Annotated in this window: 20 protein-coding genes; 10 read left to right on the top strand and 10 right to left on the bottom strand. The window is 53.2% G+C overall.

Going from position 1 to position 23,349, the window contains the following annotated elements; all coding sequences use genetic code 11:
* The first annotated feature begins 23 nt into the window (after positions 1–23).
* Positions 24–317 carry a ribosome assembly RNA-binding protein YhbY gene (yhbY, locus tag L21SP2_RS11630; protein ID WP_024268722.1) on the top strand — a complete coding sequence of 98 codons (294 nt, stop codon included), beginning with the start codon at positions 24–26 and terminating at the stop codon, positions 315–317.
* Between the two features lie 130 nt (positions 318–447).
* Here the strand turns inward: yhbY and L21SP2_RS11625 are convergent, their stop codons facing one another.
* Positions 448–1,788, bottom strand: coding sequence for a pyridoxal phosphate-dependent aminotransferase (locus L21SP2_RS11625; protein WP_024268721.1), 1,341 nt, complete (start codon positions 1,786–1,788; stop codon positions 448–450).
* Between the two features lie 87 nt (positions 1,789–1,875).
* Here L21SP2_RS11625 and L21SP2_RS11620 point away from each other — a divergent pair, with 87 nt between their 5' ends.
* On the top strand, positions 1,876–2,415 hold the full coding sequence (locus L21SP2_RS11620; RefSeq protein WP_024268720.1) for a hypothetical protein: 540 nt from the start codon (positions 1,876–1,878) through the stop codon (positions 2,413–2,415).
* Positions 2,416–2,575: 160 nt separating this feature from the next.
* On the opposite strand, the gene L21SP2_RS11615 is transcribed toward L21SP2_RS11620, so the two are convergent.
* The 8 genes from L21SP2_RS11615 to L21SP2_RS11580 form a co-directional block, all read right to left on the bottom strand.
* The gene (locus L21SP2_RS11615; RefSeq protein ID WP_024268719.1) at positions 2,576–4,132 is read right to left on the bottom strand and encodes an aminotransferase class V-fold PLP-dependent enzyme; all 1,557 of its coding nucleotides are present in this window, start codon (positions 4,130–4,132) and stop codon (positions 2,576–2,578) included.
* The gene (locus L21SP2_RS11610; protein WP_024268718.1) at positions 4,132–5,319 is read right to left on the bottom strand and encodes an NAD(P)-dependent oxidoreductase; all 1,188 of its coding nucleotides are present in this window, start codon (positions 5,317–5,319) and stop codon (positions 4,132–4,134) included. Before L21SP2_RS11610 ends, L21SP2_RS11615 begins: the two co-directional genes overlap by 1 nt.
* 155 nt (positions 5,320–5,474) lie before the next feature.
* Positions 5,475–6,338, bottom strand: coding sequence for a metal ABC transporter permease (locus tag L21SP2_RS11605; protein ID WP_053335691.1), 864 nt, complete (start codon positions 6,336–6,338; stop codon positions 5,475–5,477).
* Positions 6,331–7,128, bottom strand: coding sequence for a metal ABC transporter ATP-binding protein (locus L21SP2_RS11600; RefSeq protein ID WP_024268715.1), 798 nt, complete (start codon positions 7,126–7,128; stop codon positions 6,331–6,333). Before L21SP2_RS11600 ends, L21SP2_RS11605 begins: the two co-directional genes overlap by 8 nt.
* A 116-nt stretch (positions 7,129–7,244) precedes the next feature.
* On the bottom strand, positions 7,245–8,072 hold the full coding sequence (locus L21SP2_RS11595) for a PAS domain-containing protein (RefSeq protein ID WP_024268714.1): 828 nt from the start codon (positions 8,070–8,072) through the stop codon (positions 7,245–7,247).
* 73 nt (positions 8,073–8,145) lie between these two features.
* On the bottom strand, positions 8,146–8,844 hold the full coding sequence (locus L21SP2_RS11590; protein WP_024268713.1) for a potassium channel family protein: 699 nt from the start codon (positions 8,842–8,844) through the stop codon (positions 8,146–8,148).
* A gap of 117 nt (positions 8,845–8,961) precedes the next feature.
* Entirely contained in the window at positions 8,962–10,743 is a 1,782-nt protein-coding gene (locus tag L21SP2_RS11585) for a TrkH family potassium uptake protein (protein WP_169730477.1), read from the bottom strand.
* A 135-nt stretch (positions 10,744–10,878) separates the two neighbouring features.
* Positions 10,879–12,540: a diphosphate--fructose-6-phosphate 1-phosphotransferase gene (locus L21SP2_RS11580; RefSeq protein ID WP_024268710.1), complete on the bottom strand. Its 1,662-nt coding sequence runs from the start codon at positions 12,538–12,540 to the stop codon at positions 10,879–10,881.
* Positions 12,541–12,821: 281 nt separating this feature from the next.
* Here L21SP2_RS11580 and L21SP2_RS11575 point away from each other — a divergent pair, with 281 nt between their 5' ends.
* From L21SP2_RS11575 to L21SP2_RS11540, 8 genes are all read left to right on the top strand, one after another.
* Entirely contained in the window at positions 12,822–13,487 is a 666-nt protein-coding gene (locus L21SP2_RS11575) for a methyltransferase domain-containing protein (protein WP_024268708.1), read from the top strand.
* Positions 13,488–13,798: 311 nt separating this feature from the next.
* Positions 13,799–15,238, top strand: a complete 1,440-nt coding sequence (locus L21SP2_RS11565; RefSeq protein ID WP_024268706.1) for a radical SAM/SPASM domain-containing protein — start codon at positions 13,799–13,801, stop codon at positions 15,236–15,238.
* 110 nt (positions 15,239–15,348) lie between these two features.
* Positions 15,349–16,632 (top strand): FAD-dependent oxidoreductase, encoded by a 1,284-nt coding sequence (locus L21SP2_RS11560; RefSeq protein WP_024268705.1) that lies wholly within the window; start codon positions 15,349–15,351, stop codon positions 16,630–16,632.
* Between the two features lie 256 nt (positions 16,633–16,888).
* On the top strand, positions 16,889–17,554 hold the full coding sequence (gene trhA / locus L21SP2_RS11555) for a PAQR family membrane homeostasis protein TrhA (protein ID WP_024268704.1): 666 nt from the start codon (positions 16,889–16,891) through the stop codon (positions 17,552–17,554).
* Entirely contained in the window at positions 17,551–18,945 is a 1,395-nt protein-coding gene (locus tag L21SP2_RS11550) for a lactonase family protein (RefSeq protein WP_024268703.1), read from the top strand. Before trhA ends, L21SP2_RS11550 begins: the two co-directional genes overlap by 4 nt.
* A 46-nt stretch (positions 18,946–18,991) precedes the next feature.
* A complete protein-coding gene (locus L21SP2_RS11545) occupies positions 18,992–21,145 on the top strand; it encodes a Tex family protein (protein WP_024268702.1) in 2,154 nt (717 codons plus the stop codon).
* Positions 21,146–21,236: 91 nt separating this feature from the next.
* On the top strand, positions 21,237–21,401 hold the full coding sequence (locus L21SP2_RS18610) for a hypothetical protein (RefSeq protein ID WP_024268701.1): 165 nt from the start codon (positions 21,237–21,239) through the stop codon (positions 21,399–21,401).
* 91 nt (positions 21,402–21,492) lie between these two features.
* Entirely contained in the window at positions 21,493–21,945 is a 453-nt protein-coding gene (locus tag L21SP2_RS11540) for a hypothetical protein (protein WP_024268700.1), read from the top strand.
* Positions 21,946–21,992: 47 nt separating this feature from the next.
* Here the strand turns inward: L21SP2_RS11540 and L21SP2_RS11535 are convergent, their stop codons facing one another.
* Complete coding sequence (locus L21SP2_RS11535) at positions 21,993–23,288, bottom strand: galactokinase family protein (protein WP_024268699.1); 1,296 nt, start codon at positions 23,286–23,288, stop codon at positions 21,993–21,995.
* Positions 23,289–23,349: the final 61 nt, after the last annotated feature.

Below are 23,349 nucleotides of genomic sequence, written 5' to 3'. Positions count from 1 at the left end.
GGCGGCATAAAGGATGGAATGAATTGAATAATGCACAAAGAAATTTCCTGAAGAAGGCTGCGCATAGTCTGAAACCGGTGGTGATGATCGGTCAAAACGGTTTAAACGAACAGGTGCTGAAAGCGGCAGAAGAAGCGATTGAGTCCCATGAGCTTATAAAAGTGAAATTTCAGGATTATAAAGAAGCCAAACGGGAAATAGCAGACGAACTCTGCAACAGCCTGAACGCCGAGAGTGTGAGCATAATCGGAAACATACTCACTATCTACCGGCCTGCACGGGATCCCGGGAAGCGCAGCATCCGCCTGCCGGACTGAACGAATCCGGCAACTACCTCCCGGAGCTTAATCCGGGAAGTTAATCGGGAAAGGGAGCCGGGGGAATTGATCCGGGAAATTCGCTCGGCCGATGGTTCCGCAGGTTGAACCCAGTATTCACCCGGGCTTTTCAGGCATCGATCATCTCCCGAACCTCTTCGGCGATCCTCCGTATCCCTTCATCCACAACATCATCGCTCTGGGCAAAATTGATTCTGATACATTGATTCCTGTGCTCCCACTCTTCGTCGATTCCGTAAAAGAAGTATTTGCCCGGTACGATTATTACCTGCCGGGCTTTCAGTCTCTCATAGAGGACTGCAGTATCAATATCAGGATGATCAAACCAGAGCCAGAGAAAGAGCGCACCCTCACTCAGGTGAATACGGCAGGGCAGCCCCTTCATGTGTCTCAGTACAGCTTCCTGGGCTCTCATGGATTTATCCCGGTAGAAGGGGCGTACCACTTCGTTGCTCAGCTTCAGGATCTCCCCGGATTCTATGAGCGGACCGGTGATCATCTGACCCAGAGTATTATTCGCCAGGCTCATGATGGCGTTGACCGCAGATATTGCCTGAACGATCTCCTCCCGGGCAATGATTATTCCTGTGCGGGTGGAAGGCAGCCCGATTTTGGAGAGACTCATACCCAGAACGATATTCTCATTCCAGATGGGCCGGGCGTCGGTGAAAATCATGTTGGGAAACGGCGTACCGTATGCGTTATCCAGAAGCAGAGGAACATCATGATCCCTGGCCAGCTGATCCAGCCGGTTCACCTCTTCATCGCTTAATACATTTCCCGTGGGATTGGTGGGACGGGATACGCAAACCGCCGCATCGTTGGGCCCCAGAACAACGCTGTCGAAATCCACATGATATTTGAAATAATTATCGTCTATTATTTCAATTTCCGGCTTGTAGGCCCGGAAGTGTTCATGGCCGATACCCTGATCGGCATAGCCGATGTATTCGGGCATGAGGGGAAGAAGAATCTGACGGGTAGCCCGTCCGCCGGGCGGTGAAGCGGCGGCATCTGCGGGTTCTCCGGCGCTGCGGCTGTGGGGGATGGTTCCCGCACCTTCGCCCCTGCTGCTGTCAAGTTCACCGGAGAGCAGATTGAACAGCATGAAAAAGGCGGACTGGCTTCCGTTTGTGACGGCAATATTCTCAGGGCCGAGATCCCAGCCGTACTCTCCCCGGAGCATATCTGCGATATTATTCAGATAGCTGCCTTTGCCCTGGGGGGTGTCGTAGTTGCCCAGTCCCCGTTCAAATTCATCGCCGTTGGCAAGAATTTCCTGCATTCTTCTGCGCCAGACCCGGTTCATCTCAGGGATGTTCCCGGGATTGCCCCCGCCCAGCATGTACTTTTCACCGCTGGACTGCATGGCCTTGCCCAGATCATCCATGAGTTCCAGGATACCGCTGCGGGAGGTGAGTTTTTTTCCGAATTCCGACCAGTTCATCATGCTTCACACTCTATCAGTGTTGCCGACGGGGGGCAAGCTGAGCCCCTCGCTCTTTACTTTATATTCAAAATTGTTAATATTACTCCCATGATCCATTTTTTCGTCAATTCCCTGGAACAGATAATTCTTCTGGTACTTTCCGGCGTGCTCTCCTTTTCCCTTCTCGAGACCGCCGGCAAAATTGATACCCTGGAACGGCTTCTTCATATTCGCAGCAGCACGGCGCTGCTGGGCCTGATGGGTAATGCGCTGATGATCTTTTTGCTGGGCTGGAAGCTTGCGCCCCTGATATTCCAGTTCAGACAGGTTGTCAGCACGCCTATTATGCTGCTCTACGCCCCCGGCGGCTTCCCGGGTACGATTATAGGGCTGGTTCTTGCCCTGCTGTATCTGCTTCCTCTGGGTAGGCGTCGGAAAAACGCCTGGAAGGATGCCCTGCGCTCCGGTGAGACCCTGAACACCCAAGGGAGTGAAGCTCCCAAGACCCGGAAGATCCGGCCGTTTCCCGCACTGATGCTCCAGGCAGTGATCGCCCTGGTGCTCTGGAGCGGACTGTACTCAATCATGCTCAGACTCTTTGAATGGTGGTCCGCCTCAAGGCTGGGGGTTCTTGCCCCTCCGGGATAGCCTCCTCCGGGATAGCCCGTCGGGATGGTATAAAACCGGATAGCGGGTGCATGAGCCTGCAAAACGGGTTGCAGGGTCCTTCATGAGGGTTTTATTGCCCTGTTTTTCTCCAGGGCGCTAATTCATCGGTTCACTGAAACATGAGTTTCATCGGGTGGAATCAGAGGTCAAACCACGAGGATTCATTGCTGCCGGATGAATCATAATCCCCCGCATTTTCAGCCCCTCCCCCGGACGGGGAATTGACGTTTTCCCGGGGTACATAGTCAAACTCGCCGCTTTTGGGGTTGAAGCGGTAATCCTTTTCCCATTCACCTGCTTTTGAGGCGATCTGATGCACCCCGTGAATGATTGCATCCAGCTCACCATTGCTCATAGAGGGATGAAGGCTGATTCTCACCCATCCGGGTTTTTCGCTGAGATCCCCCCGTTCTATTTCCCGGGTGATCCGCAGAGAGTCCTCCCTGCTGACATGAAGCAGCCAGTGGCCGTATGTGCCTGCACATGAACAGCCGCCCCGCACCTGAATGCCGAAGCGGTCATTCAGCAGGGCGACAATGAGATTGTGATGAATATCTCTGATAAAAAACGAGAGAACGGCCAGTTGCTCATTCCGGGGAAATTCTCCGTCGGCCCCCAGGAACTGAAGCCCCGGAACCCGGGACAGCCCCTCCACCGCCTGTTGGAGAAGCTCCTTCTCCCTGGCTGCGATGTTTTTCACCCCCATCTGCTCCTTCAGTCTGATTGCCAGGGCAGTGCGCATGGTCTGGAGAAAGGGGGGCGTACCTCCGTCCTCCCGGGCTTCAATATCTGTAACATAGCTTCGTTCTCCCCAGCGATTGGTCCAGTTTACCGTTCCCCCCCCGGGATTATCAGGTATCCGGTTGTGATACAGCTTTCGGTTAAAAACCAGCACACCTGAACTGCCGGGCCCTCCAAGAAACTTGTGGGGTGAGAAAAAGATCCCGTCCAGGTATCCCCATTGATCATGTTCCGGATGCATGTCTATCTCCACGTAGGGTGCCGAGGCGGCAAAATCCACAAATGCGTATCCTCCGTGGCGGTGCATAATCCGGGCAAGTTCACGATAGGGAGGAATGAATCCGGTCACGTTGCTTGCTGCGCTGAAACTGCCGATCTTCAGGGCGGTATCTTCATACTCTTTCAGCTTCCGCTCAAGTTCTTCGGGGTTTACCTGCAGGCTGTCATCCGGCTCCAGAACCACTACTTCGGCACAGCTTTCCAGCCAGCTGATGTGGTTGGAGTGATGCTCCATGTGAGTGATAAATACCACCGTATCGCAGCGCTTGGAAGGTTTGACTCTGGGCAGGCCCCGGCTGAAATCCACGCCTTCCTTGCTCTGTGGAGGGCGGCGGAGACCAAGCATGCGCTGCAGTTTATTCACCACTGCGGTCATGCCGCTTCCTGCAGATATGAGAATATCTTCAGGGCCGGCGTTCACATGGTTTTTGATGATATCTCCGGCAAGGTGATACGCCCGGGTCATGGCCTTCCCGGTTGCGCTGGCTTCGCTGTGGGTGTTGGCAACCATGGGACCTATCTGATTCCTGATCGTATCTTCAATATCCTCATATAGTCTGCCGCTGGCAATCCAGTCGGCGTAAATCAGCGGCCGAGTTCCCATGGGGGTGTTGATTGTATGATTCCATCCGATGGTCTTTTTCCGGAATCGGGCAAAATAGTCTTCCAGATTCATTATTTCAGTGAAGCCTTGATGATATTATCCATGGAAGATATTTCATTCAAAATCACATCCGAGGGACGGTCATCCAGCTTCAGGGTACACACTGCGGCTTCGCCCCCGGAGAAAATGGAATTTTCCATCTCTTCTATATTGATATCGGCGTTGCGCAGGGCATCAAGCACCGCGGCCAGAACGCCCACCTTGTTAAAGTGGCGCACCACCAGATTGAACTGGGCGGTGCTCTTGTCTCTGGCATTCACAGGGTGCAGGGGTTTTCCAGAGCTGCGGTAGCTTTCTACAATCTTTACCACTTCATCGGCTATGGCGTCAGCCGCCTGTTGGGTGGAAGCGCCGATATGATGGGTTCCGGTAATAAGCTGTGCAAGTTCTGTGTGTGGAAACGTTTTTTCCGAAGCCCCAGGTTCATCTTCATACACATCCAGGGCTATTTTGAGAGATTTAGAGCTGCATATTTCCATAAGAGCCGCACTGTCCACGATTTCACCCCTGGATGTATTGATCAGAAACGCCGATTCTTTCATGGCTTCCAGAAAACTGCGGTCCACGAGATGCCGGGTGTCATTACTGGCTGCAAGATGAATGCTGACGATATCCGAACTCCGTGCCAGATCCATGGGGGTGGGGCAGAATCCCAGGCCCATGGTCTTTGCCTTCTGTTCGGTAAGGCTCCGGGACCACGCCTGAACATTCATTCCCATCACCTGGGCAACTGCGGCCACCTTGGTTCCGATGGAGCCCAGACCCAGAATTCCCAGGGTTCGGCCTTTCAGCCCCCGGGCTTTGCTGTAGCCCTTTTTGTTCCATACTCCATTGCGGAGATCAATGCTGTTGTCCACAATATTGCGGTCCAGGGCGATCATATGTCCTATTGTGAGCTCTGCAACGGCATCGGCATTTTTGCCGGGGCAGTTGGCCACATGGATTCCAAGTGCGGACGCGTATTCCAGGTCAATGGTGTTCACTCCTGCACCGGCCCGGATGATGAGGCTCAGGCTGCTTGCCGCATCCATGGCGGCTTTGTTCACCTTTGTGGATCGAACGATGAGTATCTCCGCATCGTTCATGAGTTGGGGGAGATCCCCGGCTGCAGCGTCGGGTTCAAGCCTCACCGAGGCTCCCATGTTTTCAAGGGCCTTCACGGCATTATCTGATAGTTTATCGGCAATTAGTATTTTCATATGTTTACATTATGCCCAATCACCCGCTATGTAAACGGAAATTTCCCGGCAAGGCTGAAGAAAGATCTCCCCCGGTGAGCATGGGCAATTGTTCCTTTGGCGGGTATTTTCCCCGTACCGTTCTTTCATGTGTTCCGGGATAATGCCCGGTATTTTTAGCTGCTTTCTTCTGCGGTATGTTCGGAGCTGTTCCCGGACCCGGAAAATGTGCTGCGCAGAAAGGATATGAGCATCGCCAGAGAAAATATAGCTATGAGAACCAGTACAATTGTAGGCCCGGAAGCGGTGTTCCAGTAATAGGAAGCGTAAAATCCCAGACCGGTAGATACAATGGCGGTAAGCACCGAAATTCCCATCATTCTGCCGAGTTTGTTGGTCAGAACAGATGCGGTTGCCCCGGGGGTGACCAGCAGGGCCAGAACCAGAACGACTCCCACCGACTGAATTGCAATTACCGTAGTGAAAGCAAGGAGAAGAAGGAGAAGGTAGCGGATCAGCGAAGGCGAGATGCCGATGGCAACTGCATGGGTGGGGTCGAAGGAGGCCACCAGAAGTTCCTTGAAACTGCTAGCCAGCACCCCCAGTACCCCCAGGGCTACCAGGGACATGGTAATAAGGTCGGCTTTGGATACGCCGAGAATGTTTCCGAACAGGATGTGACTGAGGTCCTGATAGCTTGCAATTCTGCTGAGCAGCAGGATACCCAAAGCGAACAGACCTGCAAACACAATTCCAATGGCGCTGTCTTCCTTCAGTGAACTGCGGCTGCTGATTATCCCGATGGCAAAAACGGCTACAACCGCCGCCCCCAGGGCTCCCAGTATCAGACTGAATCCCCAGGCATATGCGGCAACAATTCCCGGCAGAATTGCATGGGCCATGGCATCTCCCATGAACGCCATGCCCCTCCACACCACGAAGGAGCTGAGCAGCGCACAGGAAATTCCCGCCAGCAGTCCGGCTGCCAGCCCTCGGAGAATAAATCCGTATTGGAGAGGTTCCATGATAAGTTCAATCATTGTGATAGTCCTTGTGAAATTCAAAGCCGTAGGCTTTGGCTATGGTTCGGGGCGTAATTACCTCATCCACAGGTCCGTCGGCGATCACCCTGCGGTCAAGAAATACCGCACGGTTGAAGTGGACGGTGAGCACACCCAGGTCGTGGGTGCTCACAATGGCGGTTTTCCCCGCCTTGCTCAGTCGTTCAATGGTGTGGAATATGAGTTCCTGGGTTTTGATGTCCACGTGATTCAGGGGTTCATCCAGAAGAAGGAGATCCGCATCGTGGGCCAGGGTGCGGGCAAGCATGACCCGCTGCTGCTGTCCTCCGGAGAGCTGGGATATCTGACGGGAACTGAGATCAGATATTCCCATGGTCTCCATTGCTTCATCCACCTTTTCTTTATCCCGGTTGCCTGGCCGGCGCATCCAGCCCAGATGCACATATCGTCCCATGGTTACCACCTGGCGGACGGTAAGGGGAAAATTCCAGTCCACGGAAGCACGCTGGGGTACTATGGCAACCCTGTGACGACAGTGATGGGCGGGGTTTCCATACACCCTGATTGCACCCTGCTGTTCCTTTTTCATTCCCAGAATCAGTTGTAGCAGAGTGGATTTTCCTGCGCCGTTGGGTCCCACCAGTGCCAGCCGTTCTCCCGGCTGGATATGCAGGGTCACATTTTCAAGAGCTTTCTTCTGGGAGTTGGGGTAGCGGTAGCTTACCTCAGAGATTTCAAGTGCATCGGTGTGGGGAACCGCCGGCAGATCGCACTGTCCGCCGTATTGAAGCCGGGTTAATATGCTCATAATCTTCTCACTTTCCGTAATTCGGATCCAGGGTACGAATTACGGGCACAGATTCACCGGGAGCAACGAAGTTGTCCGTGAAGATGGTATTACAAAGTAATAACGGAATGCTACACCTAATTGCCGCCCCGTTTCAATACCCTTTGAAAAGTCTTGCGGAGCCAATCCTGGCCGCTTCCGGAGCTTTTCAATGTCTCTTTGGTCTCTTTGGATGATGGAGTGTTGTTTTCGGATTTCAGAGCGTTGTAGTTTCTGTTTCCTGAGGTGAACACAAGGTAGGTAATTTCCTGCCGATGGTCCCTTACCGGATAGACGGAGAAATTGCCGTTTTCGCTTTCCGCACTGTACACGCCATGGTCCTTCTGAAAGGCGTTGATAATATGTCCCGGCCGGATGCCGGGAAATTCCTGGGAGATAAAGGAATTGATCAGCCGGGAACGCCCTGTTCCTGTTTTTTCCAGGAATGAGGGGCTGGCATACAGAATTTCACCTTTAATATTGGTGATGCAGAGGGGCTGACCGTGATTCTGCACAAGGAACTCTGTCAGTCGGTTCATGGCCTGAATTTTGATCCCCCGGGCTTCATTGGTCTGCAGAAGCTGTGAATTCATCTCATAGAAGCTTTCGCCGAGTTCGCCCAGCACCTTCTGCCAACCATCGCCCCCTGCGCTGAGCCACAGCTTACGCTGCATGAGATTCTCCGCCCGGCGCCGGGTTTTCCCCGCTGCCGCAAGGATGAGCAGAAAGATCCCGGACTGAAGAAGTGCCAGAACAATTGAGATGTAGAGAACACCTTCCCTGATCTCTTTCAATTCCCCGGAACTTTGAGTAGATAGCCCGCCCCCGGTGTTGAGCTGCAGAAAGGCGAATACACCAAGAAAAAGAACGGAGATAACCGACATGATCCCCAAGAGGTGAATGAAATATTTGCGAAGAATTACCATGGTCCTTCCTCCTCAACCTGTTTTACCCGGGTAGGGACGGGAAATTCCACAAGGCTTTCCCGGTGTTGCCGGGTCAAAGACTGTTGAATGCTTCAATATCCTGATTCTGCCCCACGATCAGCATAATATCATCCTCGTCCAGTCGATAGTTGCCGTCGGGGAAGAGGATTTCCTCATTGGAGTGGGGGTTCCCCTGCTCATCAAGTTCCACGGCGTTTTTTTTGATGGCTATCACGTTGACCCGCATTCTGCTGCGCAGATCCAGATCGATCAGGCTCTGCCCGCTGAAATCTTTGGGGGTATACACCTCGGCTATGCTGATATCCTTGGAAATGGGGATGCGGTCAAGAATTTGGGGTGCTATCAGCCGGATTGCAAGCTGCTCCCCTTCATCCTCTTCAATATTGATAATTTCATCGGCACCCACCTGTCGCAAAACCTGTCTGTGTATTGCACTGATGGCACGGGCGATGATGTAGCGTACACCGGCTTTCTTCAGAAGGGCGGTGCTGAGAATGCTCGCCTCCATATTATCTCCGATGGCCACCACTGCAATATCAGTATCCTCCAGCGGAAGTTTGGCGAAACCTTCTTCGGATGTAGCGTCCATGATCACCGCCTGGGTGACGGAGTTTTTGACCCGGTCGATCCGCTCTGCGGAACTGTCCACGGCGATAACCTTTGCTCCGCTGTCGGCAAGAACCTTGCAGACCTGGCTGCCGAAGGCACCGAGGCCGATAACGGTAAATACCTGTTCTTTCTTCTTTGCCATAGTTCTTCCTTTATATGTTTGTGCCGGTTATTCGCAGCGGTTATTCGCAGCGGTTATTTAGACCGGAACGCCCCTTGCGGGCACATACCCATTCCCGGTGTCTGGTAGCTCCGGGAATTATCCTATCAGAATGTCAGTTTCCGGATAATACACCCCGTCGTTCACTCGTCTTCCTGCCAGGGCGGTGAGCAGGGTCAGAGGTCCGATACGCCCCATGAACATCAGTATGGAGATTATCAGTCTGCCGGGCGTACTCAGCCCTGAGGTGATTCCCCGGCTGACTCCCACAGTGGCGAAGGCCGAGACCACCTCAAACACAATATCCTGGAAGGGCTGTTCCTCGCTGATGCTCAGAAAAAACACCCCGGCAAATATCGTTGAGACGGCAAAAATGAAGAGCACCAGTGCATTGCTTGAGGTATTCCGTGTGAGCGTGTACTCGAAAATCCGCACCCGGTCCCGTCCTGTGAGCCGGGATTTCAGGTAGCTGAACACCACCGCAACGGTGTTCACCTTCATCCCGCCGGCAGTGGATCCTGAAGCACCGCCGATAATCATCAGAAAGAGTGAGAGCATGAGGGCAGCCGAGCCCAGTGAGGCGAAATTCATGGTATTGAATCCGGCGGTACGCAGGGTTACGGTCTGGAAAAAGGCAAGGAGATACTGTCTTCCCACCGGTTCTGCAGAAAGGCTGTTCCGGTACTCCAGTCCGTAAAAAATCAGCACCCCAGCTGTGAGCAGGATGAGGTTCACCAGCAATACCACCCGGGTGTTCAGCTGCAGCTGTAGTCCCCGCTTGCCTGAAATACCCGCCCGGCCTGAAAATGGGCGAAGCTTCCCCGGGATCTTCATAAGATCCATCATCACCGCAAAGCTCAGACCTCCGCAGATTATCAGAAACGCCACCCCCAGGTTCACCGGAATATTCCCGGCGAAACCTTCCAGGCTGTCGCTGAACAGGGCAAAGCCCGCATTGCAGAAGGCCGACACGGAATGAAAGACCGCAAACCAGGCGGATTTTCCCAGGGCCATTCCCTCTGAAAAAAACGAAAAGAACAGCCACAGTGCACCCAGGGCTTCGATGGAAAAGGTGAGGGTGATGATCTGGAGAAGGGACCGGCTCACCCGGTTCAAGTCATCTTCATTGGTCATATAGGAAATGAGAAGTTTATCCTGAAGACTGAAGGAACGCCGGAGGGCCCAGGCCGCAGAATAACTGAGAATCATAATTCCCAGCCCGCCGATCTGGATGAGTATGAGAATTCCCGCCTGTCCCAGAAGGGTGAAGTGTGTTGCCGTATCTACCACGATCAGTCCGGTGACACACACTGCGGAGGTGGTGGTGAACAGGGCATCGATGAAATTCAAGCCGCTTCCATCCACCGTTGTAACCGGAAGCATGAGGAAAAACGTCCCCACCAAAATCACCATGAGAAAGCTCAACACCAGGGTTTGGGCGGGATGGATTGTCAAATTGTTCAATAAAGCAGATATCCGGCGGATCCTGCCGAACACCTTGAAGAGCATGAAGAAGTTCCGCACCACAATGAGACCGGCAATCTGGAACCCCGATTCCAGGTCCGGCTGAATGACAAACTCAACATACTTGTTGTAGGTAAACAAAATCAGGAAGGCTGCGGAGAAAAGGGTTGAAGCAAGATTGTTTTTCAGCCAGATCCCCTTGTATGGGGCACTGATCAGCTCAAATATCAGCTCCAGCAGAATGAAGAAAGCAAGAGTGAAATCAACCGCATTGGTGAAAACCCCGATAAAAGGGGAGTCTATTTCCGCCTGTTCCAGAAAAAGGGAAATGATGCTTAATACGAAGGTGAAAATGATCACCGGAGTAAGAATTTTGCGGATATTTTCGATGCGCCTGCTTCGGGCCGGGGTTTCCATTGTCCTGATTATTGTATATATGGCGGCAGCAAGTAAAGCATGCCCAACCGAAATAAAAAGGCCATCCGGCAGCATGACGCCGGATGGCCTGGATTCATGTGTTGATACTGCTTCTGCTTTTGCGGGCAGGCGGGATTATTTGCCGGACCGCTCCAGTTTCAGTGTGATAGTGGGCTGATCGCACACTTCCGCCGGTCCGTAGTACTGAATGGCTCCGGGAAAGAAGTATCGGGTGTTCTTCGCCCAGTCATCCCGTTTGGAAGAAAACTCCTTGAATGGAGCGCCGTCAAGCTCCACCAGAGCCTTGCGGATTACCGGCTTCATCTTGCCGTGGCGCTGCTCCATGTTCATCATCATGGTCAGGGGAATACCTCCTGCAACCCATTCTGATGCGGGTTTGTCCAGGTTCCGGACGCTGGAAAGGTAGCCGGTGAGACCGTTGGCAATGAGCAGGAATGCGGTGTATCCGAGGCTGTATGTGTAGTCGGCGTCGAAATTGGAAGGGAAGGCACAGCGTCCTTCGTACCCGAAGAAATGGGCCAGGGCCTTGAAAGAACCGGAGAAATTTCCCTGAGCTTTCCACTGTGCCAGCAGTTCTCCCACCATCTCGATGAGGAGTTTTTCCGTATCGATGAGGCTTACCTGCACGTTTCCATGGGGATCCCGGTCCAGGAGAAGCTGCTGGCGGATGCCCCGGGGAAGGGAGGAAAATACTTTGGCGCTGTGGTCGCTGAGTTTGCTCACCGCAAATTCCGCCTGATCCTCAAAACTCTTCAAGGTGGCAAAGTACTTCTCGTCGTGGGCCAGCAAATCATTCAGTTCGGAGATGAGGGTCTTCATTTCCGGAATAAACTCAATCAGACCTTCGGGAATCAGCGCGATGCCGAAGTTTTCGCCGTTGTCGGAACGGTGACGAACCACATTGGCAATCTCTTCAACGATCTGGTTCAGGCTTTTTTTCTTTTCCGCCACTTCCTCGCTGATAATGGCTACATTGGGGTGGGTCTGCAATGCGGCTTCCAATGCGATATGGCTGGCGGAGCGTCCCATCAGCTTGATGAAATGCCAGTATTTTTTTGCGGAGTTGGCATCCCGCATAATATTTCCGATCAGCTCCGAGTAGGTTTTCACTGCGGTATCAAATCCGAAGGATGTTTCGATGTATTCGTTCTTTAGGTCCCCGTCTATTGTTTTGGGTACACCGATAACCTGTATGTCAGTTCCGTTATCCTTGAAGTATTCAGCCAGGAGGGCTGCGTTGGTGTTTGAATCATCTCCGCCGATGACCACCACGGCATCAAGCTTCTGTTCTTTGGCGGTATTCAGGGCTGCTGCAAACTGCTCGTCCGTTTCGATTTTGGTGCGCCCAGATCCGATGATGTCGAATCCTCCGGTATTCCGGAAGGCGTCAATCTTTGCATCGTCGAAAACGATAAAATCGTTGTCCATGAGACCGCTGGGACCGCCCAGGAAACCCACCAGGTTGCTCTGAGAGTTGGCTTTCTTCAGTCCGTCATAGAGACCGGTAATTACATTATGGCCTCCGGGAGCCTGTCCGCCGGAGAGAATTACTCCGACCCGCAGGGGATTCTGTGATGTTTTGCCCTTTCCGGATGCGAATACCGCAATCGGGGCACCGTAGCTGTGGGGGAAGAGGCTTTTTACCTGATCCTGGTCCGCCACTGATTCAGTGGGGTCGCCAAGTTCTACCCTGATATCGGAAATTGCCGAATCAAGGGCTGCGGGAAGCTTGGGCTGATATTCATAACGGGCTTTTTGTAGGGATGAGATTTCCATGGAAACTCCTTTACGTGGTATGGGGGATTGAGCATGGAGTGTAGCGGATTTTCGCCGGCCTGTGAAGGGAATGCCTCCCTGAGATACGCCGGATGAGACGGCTTGAAGGGATCTCCCTCTCCGTGTTGACAATATATAAAAAATTAAATATAGATAAAAGTGTACCCAAAACAATCCTTGTGTTTTATGAACCAGAGATTAAAATAGAAGTAAGAACGTACCAGTAATGCCACGAAGTGTACCGACGCGACATGTAGCGAATTGTCACATAGGAGCATAGTATGTCCGAAGAAAACGTACTCTCCGCAATAGACCTGCGATACAGCGACTTGGCTGAGACCAGCTGCTGTCTATCCTGCGGCGGAGCTATAGATAAATCCCAACCCCGGCCGGGGGAAGTATGTGTGGACCTGGGAAGCGGCAGAGGGAATGACCTTGTTACCCTTGCGGAAGCCGTGGGACCTGAAGGCCGGGTTCACGGTGTGGATATCAGCCGGGGAATGCTTGCCAAAGCCCGGAAAACCATTACCAAGCTGAACCTGGAAGAACAGGTGGAACTTCACCAAAGCAATCTTGAATACATTCCTCTGAAATGCAATTCAGTGGATCTGCTCATCTCCAACTGCACCATCAACCATGCGGCTGATAAAGGCATGGTATGGAAGGAAATTCACCGAATTCTCAAACCCGGCGGCCGTTTTGTGGTGAGCGACATCTATTCGCTTCAGCCGGTTCCCCATGAGTATGCAGAGGATCCCCAGGCGGTTGCAGAATGCTGGGCCGGCTCGGTGACCCGGGAAGAATACATCACCCAGCTATCAGATGCGGGGTTCAAGGATGTTCAAATTCTGGAAGAAAGCACCCCCTATGATAAGGGGAAAGTGGAAGTTTGCAGCTGGACGATTCTGGGTTACAAGACCGGAGGATCATCCTGCTGCAGCAAATAGATGTTTTTTCCCCGTTCCTTCAGGAACGGGGCGAAGCTGAAACCTAAGGAGGGATCTTTATGAAGAAATCCATGAAGTCTCTGATCCGCAAAAAGCCCAAAGGCGATAAGAACCAGGCTCAGTGTTGTGCCAAGGTGTCCCCTGTCGTTGCGGGCTGTCACGACTGAGGACCCCGGGTCCAGGTCATCCCGGATCCGCCGAATGTACGGCGGGTCGTATTTCGGGGGCTTCGGGGGAGGGTGAGCCCTTCCCCGGAGTCATTTTTCCTGTACCGCAGCAGCGGAATCGGGAACACATCAGGAAGTACAACAATGGAAGCTAAGCAATCAATGAATAAAACCCTTTCCCGACACAATATCCTGAAACAGATTCACCGGCAGGAGGATTGGATTGTGGTGAACCTTCTCCACAGGCAGGCGGATATCATTTCTCCTGAACTGGCCTCGAAAATCCGGGACGGCAGCATACTCTCAGAGCCTGAGTCGGATGATTATCGGGAATTATCGGAGAAGGGCTATATTATCGATCCGGAGCGGGAAACCTCCCTGTACCGGCTGGCGTACGCCGATTTTATCAGGGAGAGGGATGCCGGCGAAGTGCAGGTCTTCTATGTTCCCGGCTACGCCTGCAATTTTGCCTGTGATTACTGTTACCAGGACGGATACATTCACGATTCCCATCAGGCTCAGGATGATGTAATTGATGCGTTTTTCACCCATCTGGATACACATCTGGCGGGGAAACCGTGGTACCTCACCGTGTTCGGCGGCGAACCCCTTCTGCCCGGAGGGGGACAGCGGAAGATTATCTCCCGTCTCATTGAAGGCGCCAATGCACGCAATGTGGAAATCGCTCTGGTTACCAACGGGTATTATCTCAGTGAATACATCGATCTGCTCTCAACGGCCAAAATCCGGGAGATTCAGGTAACGCTGGATGGAGTGGGGGATGTTCATGACCGACGAAGGCCTCTGAAGGCCGGACGGATGAACGGCGGCGAATACCGGAATTTTGAGAAAGTGGTCCGGGGAATAGATGACGCCCTCGCTGCGGGGCTGGAGATTAACCTCCGTTCAGTGCTGGACAGGGACAATCTTCCCCGGCTTCATGAGCTGGCAGATTTTGCCCTGAAGCGGGGGTGGACGGCCAATCCGCGATTTAAAACCCAACTGGGCCGGAACTATGAGCTTCACTACTGTCAGGATCAGCAGAACCGCCTCTACGGAAGGCTGGAAATGTACGAGGATCTTTTTGAGCAGATTCAACGATACCCTCAGATTCTTGAGTTTCACACCCCAGCCTACAGTATCTCCCGCTTCCTGTTTGAGAACGGTGAACTGCCGGCGCCTCTATTCGACAGCTGCCCGGGCACCAAAACTGAATGGGCATATGATTACACCGGTCAGATCTACTCATGCACCGCCACAGTGGGAAAGGACGGTGAACAATTGGGGCGCTTTTATCCTCATACGGATCTGGACCATGACAGAATTGCCGACTGGGAAGATCGTGACGTGCTCTCCATATCCGCATGCCGGGACTGTTCCCTCCAGCTGGCCTGCGGCGGAGGCTGTGGGTCGGTTGCATATAACCGGGAAGGTAATCTTCATGCCCCGGACTGCCGCCCTGTTGACGGGCTTATCTCAATGGGGGTGGCCTTGTATCAGGATGCAGATATCCATGAGAGAACCGAAGAGAAGCGGAAGGACCCGAAAGAAAACCTTCACTTCAATGAGGTCCAGCTTCAATAAGACTATCACTAGAGAAATCATATGCACAGATCGATGTGCGAAAAATCGAACAGCTGAACGAACAACTGAACGAACAACTGAACGAATAACCGAACGAACAGGAGCAAATCATGGCAGGAAAAATTACAGAAATTGATGCGGATCAGTACCAGGCTGAGGTTCTTGATAAACCCCTGGCAGTACTGGACTTTTATTCCACCGAATGCCCTCCCTGTGAGGCACTGGCCAGTAAATACCAGGCATTGAGTGAGATTTACGGGGACGATATTAATTTTGTGAAGATCTTCCGTCAGGGAAACCGGGAACTTGCAACAGAACTGGACGTTACCGGTAGTCCAACCCTGCTTTTTTACCGCAACGGAGAGATCACCGGAGATAAACTTACCGGCGGAATCAAGCGATCCGACATCATGCGCAATCTGGACGCATTGGTGGGCGAAAAACGTGCCGCACAGCTCCACGGCAAAATCTCCCAAACCTCCACGGATGCGGATGTGATCGTCCTGGGGGGAGGACCAGCAGGTCTCACTGCAGGATTGTATCTTGCTCAGGCCAGACTCAAGACCGTATTGATTGATGTCGCTCTCCCGGGAGGATATGTGGCAACAACCCATCAGGTCTCCAATTATCCCGGGTTTGTAGAGCCCCAGCAGGGAATGATGCTCAGCCATTATATGAGCGAACAGGCCAAGGCGAACGGCGTTGAATTCCGTGCGGCGGTGGAAGTGAATGAAGTGAATCTTGAACGCAAACAGGTGAAGATAGACGGAGTGGAAACCATTACCGGTAAAAAACTTGTAATAGCCACCGGTTCAAGTCCCCGTCCTCTGGGAGTCCCCGGAGAGATGGAGTACCGGGGAGACGGCATATCATACTGCGCCACCTGCGATGCCAAGTATTTCGACGATAAGGATGTAATTGTCATCGGCGGAGGCAACTCTGCCATTGAAGAGGCCATGTTTATCTCCAAATTTGCCCGTTCAATCACCATAGTTCATCAGTTTGATGATCTTCAGGCGAATAAACAGGCCCAGGAAAAAATCAAAGCCGATTCAAAAGTTTCCTTCATGTTCAGTCATGAGCCCAGGGAGTTTAAAAAGTACGGAACCATGGATATGGGCGTTGTGGTTGAAGATCTTAAATCCGGAGAGAAAAAAGAGATCCGGGCCCACGGCGTGTTCGTGTTTATCGGTTTTGTGGCCAACCTGGAGGGGCTGGAAGGCCTTGATCTGGATCAGTGGGGCCATATCAAAACCGATGATGAAATGCGGACCAATCTGGAGGGAGTGTATGCCGCTGGAGATATTATCTCCAAGATGTACCGGCAAATCACCACTGCGGTGAGCGACGGCACTATTGCAGCCATAAGCATCAGCAAGGAAATGTCCGAATAACCCTTCGGTGCCCGGAGCCCCTGTCAGAGGCAGATAGTCCGCCGGGCGCCTGCCTGGAGACTGGGCGCCTGCGGGGGCCTGCAAGAAGTCCGGGGGTTGCCGGACGGGTGCCGGCAGAAACGATTGGATATGACCTGAAAAATGGTGTAGGGTAGGGTGATTTCAAAACTCGCGGCCTGAAAAAACTTCGGCCGTTCAGATTTCCGGTGTCCCGAACATCCGTGTCCGGGGCACCGCAAACCAAAAAGGACGCCCTATGCCAAGGATCACCTTACCCTCAGAACGGGTTAATTTCATTACCCATGCAGCCGGCTTTCTCATCTGGATCCCCCTTACCATCTGGCTGGTACTCACAGCCCGGGGTGCCGCCGATCTGATGATCGTGTCGCTGGTGTATGGTCTTTCAGCCATGTTTCTCTTTTTCTCCAGTGCCAACTATCACTTTCATAAAACAGAAGAAAATGAGCAGTCCATACGCCGTAAGCTGGATCATATTGCCATTTTTGTGATGATAGCCGGTTCCTATACGCCCATTGCATACATCTGGTATGAAGAGCCATGGAGTTGGCTGGTGATCGGTCTGCAGTGGGGACTGACGCTTATCGGCCTTATATACAAGATATTCATCCCCCATCCCCCCCGTTGGATCGCTCCGGCCATTTATGTTGCTATGGGCTGGGTTGCTCTGGGCGCAATTGTCCCTCTGTACAATAGTATGACCGCTCCGGTGTTCCTGGAGATGATTCTGGGAGGAGTGCTGTACACCATCGGGGCGGTTATTTACGCCCTGAAACGTCCGAATATCCCCGGAAGCTGGCTGGGATTTCATGAGATTTTCCATCTGTTTATTCTGGCGGGTGCCGGGGTGCATTTTGCCATGCAATACCGCTCGGTTCTGCATCAACTGGGGCCCCTTTCATGACCAGGTTCACCCTCATCAGCGGCTCCTACACCCGAAGGGAAGGGCATGTTCCCGATCCCAGGGGTGAATCCATGATGATGCACTCGGTGGAGCTGGGTGATACTCCGGCGGATAACCAGGCCGCCCGGGTGCACTCCCGGAGTTTCAGCCCCATTCCCAACCCCAGCTGGATTCAGCCGGACTGGAACCGGGGGCTTCTCCATGCCGCCACCGAAGTTTCAGGAAAGGAAAGCGGCATCTACTCCTACACGCTTGCCTCAATCCGAAAATCGATCCGTGAACAGGGCGAACCGGAGCCCGTTTCCATGATTCCCCTGTCCGACGGATTGTGTCACCTCAGCCTCTTCAGCCCGTCAGGTGACAGTGTGAACCCGGCAGAAAAATCCCCGGGTGCAGCCCGGGTTGTCGAAACCGCCGAACCATCCCGTTCAGCTGCAGACCCGGCGGCCGCCCCGGAACCCGCCGAACCCGCAGCCCTTGTGCTGGCATCCTCCTACGCATCCGGGATTCTCCATGTGGTGGACGTTTCCGACCCTGCACAGCCCCGGGAACTGCATCGGCTTCACATGCCGCTGCCATCCGCCGGGTCCCCGCCGGCTGGACGGAACATGACCCGTCAGGAAGCGCCCCATGTGCACTTCGCAGCCGTGCACCCCCGGGACGGCAGAATCTATTGCGCCGATCTGGGAAGCGACCGGATCTGGATTATCAGCGGGTACGGCGAGGGCGAAACCCCTGTGATCAGCTATGCTCAGCTGCCCTGGGGGTACGGCCCCCGGCATCTTGAGTTCGATCCCGACGGGATCCATATGTACGCCCTGTGCGAACTCCGGCCCCGGCTGCTGGTGCTGCGCCGTGATGAAGACCAGCCAAAGCAACGACCAGCGGAACGACCAAAGCAAAGACCAGAGGAACGACCAGAGGCCCGGGAGGAAGACGGCCGCGCAGAAGGATCCGGTCCTGAGACGGAGGGGGAGCCTACATCGGGGCTGACGCTGGTTGAGGATATTGATATCTCAGCTTCAACAGAGAACCAGGCCCCTTCGGCGATCCGGCTCCATCCTTCAGGCCGGACACTGGCTCTCTCCAACAGGTTCGCAGATGAGATTATTCTATACGCTGTGGAACGTCATGGAGGTTTCCTGCAGAAGCTCAGCTTCATCCGAAGGTTTTCCTGCGGAGGCAATACTCCCAGGGATATGAGCTTTTCTCCCGGGGGTGAATTTCTGGCTGTGGGGAACCAGGACTCTCACACCATTGCCGTTTTCCGCTTCGATCCTTCCACAGGAGTTCCGGGCAATACGGCAAGCACCACGAAAGAGGAAATACGTCCGCTGCTGAGCATCAGTGCCGGTTCGCCGGCGCGAGTTCTCTGGCTGGGGGAAGATTGATATTCCGATTGCATAAACCCGCCGGGAAGGTCATACTTGCCCTGCTATGAACATATCACTATCCCACATCGCATCGGAGCTGGGCATCCGGCTCTCATCAATCGAAAAAACCCTTGAGCTGCTGAACGACGGGGCCACCGTCCCGTTTATTGCCCGCTACAGGAAGGAAGCCACCGGTAATCTGGATGAAACCCAGATTACCGCCGTCAGGGATACCGCAGCGCGACTGCAGGAGCTGGAGAAGCGACGAAGCTATATTATGTCTGTGATCGAAGAACAGGGCCGGCTCACGCCGGAACTTGAGAAACAGATCCGGGCCGCCCACCGCCTTGCGGAACTTGAAGATATCTACCTACCCTTTAAGCCGAAACGGCGAACCCGGGGCCAGATTGCACGGGAAAACGGCCTGGAGGATCTCGCACTGCAGATACTTTCGCAGAACGGAAAAAACCCCCGGCATCTTGCAGAGAAATTCCTGAATGCCGAAAAAAGCGTCCCGGATATTGAAAGCGCCCTGAAGGGTGCTTCGGATATTATCGCTGAAGTGATCAGCGATGATCCGGCCCTCAGGGGAGAACTGCGCCGGCTATTCACCCAAAAGGGGGTGGTCAGCTCACAGGTGGTGAAAAAATACGCCTCAAGCCAGGAGGCTCAGGTGTACCGGGATTATTTCGACCATCGGGAGCAGCTGGGGCGGATGCCCGGACACCGCTTCCTTGCCATGCTCAGGGCCGTGGATGGGGGAATTGTGCGGATGAAGATAGAGCCTCCGGATGACATGGGGCCGGAGGCTGTTCATCGGCGCTATCTCAAATCCGGGGCTTCCAGGGGAGAACGGGAGCTGATCACCGCCGCCGGGAGCGATGCATACCAGCGTCTGATTCAGCCTTCCCTGGAGAACGAAATGCGCAAGACCCGGAAAGAAGAGGCCGACGAAGAAGCCATCGGGGTATTTACCGAAAATCTGCGGCAGCTCCTTCTCGCCCCTCCTCTGGGTGAAGCCAGGGTGCTGGGTGTTGATCCCGGTTTGAGAACCGGCTGTAAGCTGGCGGTACTGGACTCAAGCGGCAATCTGCTGTCCCATCATGTGATCTATCCTCTCCCTCCCCGGCAGGATACCCAGGTAGCCGAACAGCTTCTGCGGAAACTGGTGAAGGAGCAGGATATCCAGGCCATTGCCGTGGGAAACGGAACCGGGGGGCGGGAGACTCTCAGTTTCATCACCTCCCTTGATCTGTTCCGGGATTCCGGCGGCAGGGTAACGGTGACCATGGTAAATGAAAGCGGAGCTTCGGTGTACTCGGCATCTTCCCTGGCCCGGGAAGAATTTCCCGATCTGGATCTTACCGTCCGGGGAGCCGTTTCCATCGGCCGCCGCCTGATGGATCCGCTGGCAGAACTGATTAAAATCGATCCCCGCTCCATCGGGGTGGGACAGTATCAGCACGATGTGGATCAGAAGCGGCTCCAGCAGGGCCTTGACGATACCGTGGTCAGCTGCGTGAACGCAGTGGGTGTGGAGCTGAACACCGCAAGCCCCCGCCTGCTTTCCTATGTTTCGGGGATGAATCCCGGACTGAGCAAAGCGGTGGTCGAACAGCGCAGCAAACTGGGAAAATTCCGCAGCAGGAAGGATCTGCAGAGTGTGAGCGGATTGGGACCCAAAACGTTTGAGCAGGCGGCAGGGTTTCTTCGCATTCATGATGGAGATCATCCGCTGGATAAAACTGCCGTACATCCTGAGCGCTATCCCCTTGTTGAGCAGATGGCCGGGGATCTCGGGGTGAAGCTTCAGGAGTTACCGGGAAACACCGAACTGATCGCACAAATCGATGCCCGGAAGTATCTTGGACCGGAGCTGAACAGCGCCAGCTTTTCTGATATTATCGCGGAACTGAAAAAACCGGGCCGGGATCCCCGGAAAAGCTTTCAGGCTTTTCAGTTCGCCGAAGGTGTTGAAAAAATTGACGATTTGAATGAGGGAATGAAATTGCCGGGAGTTGTGACAAATATCACCAAATTCGGTGCCTTTGTGGATATCGGCGTGCATCAGGACGGTCTCATACACATCAGCGAAATGGCAGACCGTTTCGTCAGCGATCCGGGGGAAGTATTGGCCCTGGGGCAGCAGGTGACGGTGCGGGTTATTTCGGTGGATGCTCCACGGAAGCGGATCGGGCTGAGCCTGAAAAATACATAAACCTTCCATCTTTCCGGTTTTCCCCTCGCAGACTGAGCTTTCTGGTTTTATAATTTAAGAGTAGTGAGCATGAATCTGTGAGGAGGAAGCTATGTCGAAGAAAGTGATTATGGTGGAAGAATTTGCCCGGGAACTTGCCCGGCGTCTGGAAATCAACAAGGATATTAACTGCTGCAAGGAAGAAATTCTCAATCTGATGGATATCGTTACCAAGAAAATCCCTCAGGAGAAGATCGAAGTAAACTGGAAAGATTGAACGCGAAATACAATACAATTCCCTCCTGTTCCCGGCGGATATATCCGATTCCGACGGGCGGAGGAGTACCCATAAGAAAGCGGAGGAGAACGTGGAACAACTGTTGGCAACAATTAATGAGCTGGAAAAAAAGGCTCCGGGACTGGAAGAACTGCATCATGCCTTCGGCGGTGTGTATCAGGATCGTCTTACGGCGGCTTTGAAGCGCAATCATGTCCGGGAGGTGTTTTATCCCCTGATTCTGGATCCCTGGAATACCGGCGACCTGAAAAACTTTGTGGAAACACATAATTTCACCTTCCATGAGATCTTCGAGCTTCAGCAGGAGATGAAACGGTTCATGGATGATCTGAGAGAGAGCTATATGTGCGAACTCGACGATGTAATTACAGAAGCCGGGGCCCATCTTCCCTCAAATCTAAGTTATCCTGAGAAGAGTCTGGTGATACTGTATAATCTGAACCGCCTCTGTGAGGCACAGAAAGGTATTCTGGAAAAGCTGGCCACCGTTTCCGATAAATCCAGAGATGTATATAACCATTAGGCAAAGCCCCAAAGAATGTGGAATCGGGTTTTCATGAAATTTCGGAGCTACAGCAGCCTGACAAGCCCTTTTTCCCGGGGATACACGGGCTGAATATCGATCCGTTGGAAAAAACGCCGGATGAGATGTTCAAATTCCCCGCCGTGGGCCGGGGGCAGAAGGAAGAACGCTTTTGAGTCCAGACCCGGTCCGAAGGGGCCGTGTACAATTTCAACATCTTCTTCAATGCGGAATATCGAGAGAATGCTGTGAAGAAGCTCCAGCTGATCGTTGTAGTTTGAACTTTTTCTGTTTATCAGGTTCAGTATATGGCGGTATTCATGGAGATATTCCTGGAACAGATGGTAGAGGCGTGAGTGATTGCCGTTCCGCAAACAGTGGACAAGCTGCTGAATCCGGAAGTTTTCACTGTAGAAAAAATGGAGCAGGACGATATCCTCTTGGCTGTATCCGGCGAACACCTTGGCATCCAGGATGCTCTCTCCTTTCAGGGCGATAATCTTTTCCAGTTCGTCATGGAGATGAGCGTATGCAGTCTCGGAACCTGCCTCTGCCGAAAGGCTGTCAACAATATACTGGCGTTTGTGAAAAAGCCCCTGATTTTGATTGATTCTTTGAAGTGAAAGTTCGGGACTGTGGTCGATGTAGTGAAGACCGCCTGAATATATTACAGCTCCGCTTGCCAGATCCCCTGTTTCGGAAAAAAAGTGTTCTTCAATCTCCTTCACTTTGGAGCTGAGTTCCAGAGGAGTGTATGGACCTTCACTTTCGTTCGGGAAATTCTTGCCTGCATCGGTCAGAAGCCCAAGGCAGAGAACGGTAAATGAAGCCGAGGCATTGAGTCCGCTTCCGGGTAACAGGGACGCATTGAGGTATGCATCGAAGCCGCCGGTTTGTATACCGTCACGGGCCAGAACTGCAGCTGCACCCCTGATGAGTGCCGAAGAGGTTCCCCGTTCCTGATCTACCGGATCATATTCGTCTATATGGATATGGAAGGGATGCTCGTACCCCCGGGAATAGATAACCACCTGTCTGTCCGTGCGGGGGCGTACGATGGCCCGGATATCGGGATTCACCGCCGCAGCAAGGGTTTTGCCCTTCCAGGATTCGGCATGGCTCCCTGCATAGGTTATTCTGCCGGGAGAACTGTATACGTACACCTCATCGTCATCCTGAAGGGCAAGGAACTGCTCTCCTTCTGTACATAATTCCCTGTAGGGAAGAGGGAGCTGTGAATACTCTTCAGAGCTGAGAATTTCTTTGTGAATCCCCAGTCCGGTGAGAATCCGGTTGGGAAATCCGGTGGAAGATGTGATCTGTTTGCAGTAGCTGAAACGCATGGAATTCTCCATAATCGACAAAGTGGGACTGATATTCTTATACTAACTATAAAATATAAGC

It is taken from the genome of Salinispira pacifica, from assembly GCF_000507245.1.
Lineage (GTDB): Bacteria > Spirochaetota > Spirochaetia > DSM-27196 > Salinispiraceae > Salinispira > Salinispira pacifica.
The sequence above is the reverse complement of the archived record's forward strand: the minus strand, read 5'-3'. Positions and strand labels throughout refer to the sequence as shown.

Excerpts from the sequence above, each read along its gene's own strand:
- L21SP2_RS11545 (WP_024268702.1), top strand. The coding sequence starts at position 18,992 with ATGAACATATCACTATCCCACATCGCATCGGAGCTGGGCATCCGGCTC.
- L21SP2_RS11590 (WP_024268713.1), bottom strand. The coding sequence starts at position 8,844 with ATGGCAAAGAAGAAAGAACAGGTATTTACCGTTATCGGCCTCGGTGCC.
- L21SP2_RS11535 (WP_024268699.1), bottom strand. The coding sequence starts at position 23,288 with ATGCGTTTCAGCTACTGCAAACAGATCACATCTTCCACCGGATTTCCC.
- L21SP2_RS11560 (WP_024268705.1), top strand. The coding sequence starts at position 15,349 with ATGGCAGGAAAAATTACAGAAATTGATGCGGATCAGTACCAGGCTGAG.
- L21SP2_RS11625 (WP_024268721.1), bottom strand. The coding sequence starts at position 1,788 with ATGATGAACTGGTCGGAATTCGGAAAAAAACTCACCTCCCGCAGCGGT.
- L21SP2_RS11610 (WP_024268718.1), bottom strand. The coding sequence starts at position 5,319 with ATGAAAATACTAATTGCCGATAAACTATCAGATAATGCCGTGAAGGCC.
- L21SP2_RS11605 (WP_053335691.1), bottom strand. The coding sequence starts at position 6,338 with ATGATTGAACTTATCATGGAACCTCTCCAATACGGATTTATTCTCCGA.
- L21SP2_RS11575 (WP_024268708.1), top strand. The coding sequence starts at position 12,822 with ATGTCCGAAGAAAACGTACTCTCCGCAATAGACCTGCGATACAGCGAC.
- L21SP2_RS11550 (WP_024268703.1), top strand. The coding sequence starts at position 17,551 with ATGACCAGGTTCACCCTCATCAGCGGCTCCTACACCCGAAGGGAAGGG.
- L21SP2_RS11615 (WP_024268719.1), bottom strand. The coding sequence starts at position 4,132 with ATGAATCTGGAAGACTATTTTGCCCGATTCCGGAAAAAGACCATCGGA.
- trhA (WP_024268704.1), top strand. The coding sequence starts at position 16,889 with ATGCCAAGGATCACCTTACCCTCAGAACGGGTTAATTTCATTACCCAT.
- L21SP2_RS11565 (WP_024268706.1), top strand. The coding sequence starts at position 13,799 with ATGGAAGCTAAGCAATCAATGAATAAAACCCTTTCCCGACACAATATC.
- L21SP2_RS18610 (WP_024268701.1), top strand. The coding sequence starts at position 21,237 with ATGTCGAAGAAAGTGATTATGGTGGAAGAATTTGCCCGGGAACTTGCC.
- L21SP2_RS11600 (WP_024268715.1), bottom strand. The coding sequence starts at position 7,128 with ATGAGCATATTAACCCGGCTTCAATACGGCGGACAGTGCGATCTGCCG.
- L21SP2_RS11595 (WP_024268714.1), bottom strand. The coding sequence starts at position 8,072 with ATGGTAATTCTTCGCAAATATTTCATTCACCTCTTGGGGATCATGTCG.
- L21SP2_RS11585 (WP_169730477.1), bottom strand. The coding sequence starts at position 10,743 with ATGGAAACCCCGGCCCGAAGCAGGCGCATCGAAAATATCCGCAAAATT.
- L21SP2_RS11580 (WP_024268710.1), bottom strand. The coding sequence starts at position 12,540 with ATGGAAATCTCATCCCTACAAAAAGCCCGTTATGAATATCAGCCCAAG.
- L21SP2_RS11620 (WP_024268720.1), top strand. The coding sequence starts at position 1,876 with ATGATCCATTTTTTCGTCAATTCCCTGGAACAGATAATTCTTCTGGTA.